The sequence below is a fragment of the Mesorhizobium sp. M2A.F.Ca.ET.067.02.1.1 genome (assembly GCF_004023285.1).
Classification (GTDB): Bacteria; Pseudomonadota; Alphaproteobacteria; order Rhizobiales; family Rhizobiaceae; genus Mesorhizobium.
The window spans coordinates 1-1,992 of sequence record NZ_RZSB01000955.1 but is presented as its reverse complement, the minus strand read 5'-3'; the positions used below and the strand labels follow the sequence as shown (position 1 = coordinate 1,992).

Below are 1,992 nucleotides of genomic sequence, written 5' to 3'. Positions count from 1 at the left end.
GCCTTCACCGCCGCATGATGCCGGCGTAGCGCGGCGAGGAAGCCGGCGCGGGCGTCGGGCGGCTCGAGGCCGCGCGGCTCGTAAACATGGCGGGCGGAGAAGAAGCCGCTCCGCCGGAAGGCGGCTTCCAGTGCTGCCGCGTCGGCGCGCAGGCCGGAGCCGCGCTGCAGAAAGGCTGGCAGTGCCAGCATCTTGTCGTGCCAGGCCGCACCCGCTTCGCGCGACACGGCGCGTCCGGACTTCGGCGAGACATAAGCGAGATCCTGTCTTGTGCCGGTCGCCGCGCATTGGCTGAGATCGAGGCCGAAGCCCAGTTCATCGAGGATGAGCAGCTCGAAGCGCGCCACCAGCTCGCCCGCCGCGTCGGCGTCGCCAAGATGGGAGATCATCACGGCAAGCGCCTCGTAGAGACCGCCATGGGCGTCGCGCTCGGGCAGGAGCCTCAGATGCGCGGCCATGGTCTGCAGGCCATAGACGGCAACCGCGCTGTCCATCAACCGCGCCGCGTTCATCTCGATCGCCTCGGCCTGGAAGACGCCGAGATGCTCGTCGAGCCGCGCCCGCCACAGAAGGTCGACGCGATTGCCGGGCTGCAGCACCGGCTGCTGCTTGCGCGAGCGCCCTCCCCGCACAAGGCCAAGATGGCGGCCATGGGTGCGCGTCATCACCTCGAGGATGGCGCTGGTTTCGCCATGCCTGCGGGTGCCGAGAACGATTCCCTCGTCGCGCCATTCCATGGATCGAGCTTTTCACCCGTTGCGCGGCGAAATCAAGGTTTCGACACGCCGGGCTCGATCTGTGCTGACATCCTCTGATCCCGTGTCAGGCCCAACGGCAATGATCGGCAAGCACCTCGTCGATCACGTGGCGCTGCCTTTCCGCCTCGGCCTGGTTGGCGTCGTGGCCGGCGACGGTGATCAGCGCCTTCCACAGCGCCCAGCCGCGGCCGCGCGCCCAGGTAGCGTCGTCGGCGGCGATGCGGGCGCGGAAGGCCTCCCGGCTTTCGCCTTCGAAGAAGGTCCACGCGATCGCCAGGTCGCAGGATGGGTCGCCGACGCCGGACGTGCCGAAGTCGATGACGGCGTTCAGGCGGCCGTCCTCGACCAGAAGATTGCCCGAGGCGACATCGCCATGAAACCAGACCGGAGAGCCAGACCAGGTGGCGGCAAGTGCGGCTTCCCAGACGGTCGTGGCGGCTTGGGCGTCGATCCGCCGTTCAAGCGCGGCGATGGCCTGCCTCGCCTCGCCGTCATAGACGGTCAGCGGCCCGCCGCGGTGGAAATTGTGCTCGTCGGGTGCAGGCCCGTCGGTCGGATCGATGCCCCTCAATGCGACAAGGAAATCGGCGAGCGAAACGGCGAAGACGTTGAGATCGGCGATGCGGCCGCTCTTAGCCGTCTCGCCCTCGATCCAGCGATAGATCGACCAATGCCAGGGGTAGCCTTCGGCCGGTCCGCCCACGGCCAGCGGCGTCGGAATCGGCAGTGGCAGGAGGGGTGCCAGTTTCGGTAGCCAGCGCTGCTCCTTCTCGACCTGCAGCGAATAGGCGGCCGCGCTCGGCAGTCGGACCGTCATCTCGTCACCAAGATGAAAAGTGCGGTTGTCCCAGCCGCCGAAAGCGACCGGGCTGACCGGCAGGCCCCGCCATCGCGGAAACTGCGTGTCGACCAGCCGTCGCACGAGACCGGTATCGATCGTGATCTTTGGATTATGCATGTCGCAGACCCTTACGGACCTTCTAAGCGACAAGCATCAATGGGGAAACTCCAGTCCCATCTCGCGGTAGCGCTCGGGATCGTCGCCCCAGTTTTCGCGCACCTTCACGAACAGGAAGAGGTGCACCTTCTGCTCCAGGATTTCGGCGATCTCGGTGCGCGCGGCCTGGCCGATGGCGCGGATCGTTTCGCCCTTGTGGCCGAGCACGATCTTCTTCTGGCTGTCGCGCTCGACATAGATGACCTGCTCGATGCGCACCGAGCCGTCCTTCTTCTC

3 protein-coding genes are annotated in these 1,992 nt (G+C 66.8%); all 3 read right to left on the bottom strand.

Going from position 1 to position 1,992, the window contains the following annotated elements; all coding sequences use genetic code 11:
- A partial coding sequence (gene recO / locus EOA28_RS34180; protein ID WP_128315765.1) for a DNA repair protein RecO occupies positions 1-737 on the bottom strand: 737 nt, incomplete at its 3' end.
- Between the two features lie 85 nt (positions 738-822).
- Positions 823-1,716 carry an aminoglycoside phosphotransferase family protein gene (locus tag EOA28_RS34175; RefSeq protein ID WP_126078311.1) on the bottom strand — a complete coding sequence of 298 codons (894 nt, stop codon included), beginning with the start codon at positions 1,714-1,716 and terminating at the stop codon, positions 823-825.
- A 36-nt stretch (positions 1,717-1,752) separates the two neighbouring features.
- The coding region (locus EOA28_RS34170) for a KH domain-containing protein (RefSeq protein WP_189342356.1) at positions 1,753-1,992 on the bottom strand (240 nt) is incomplete at its 5' end.

Coding starts and splice junctions, on each gene's coding strand:
- EOA28_RS34175 (WP_126078311.1), bottom strand. CDS start 1,716: ATGCATAATCCAAAGATCACGATCGATACCGGTCTCGTGCGACGGCTG.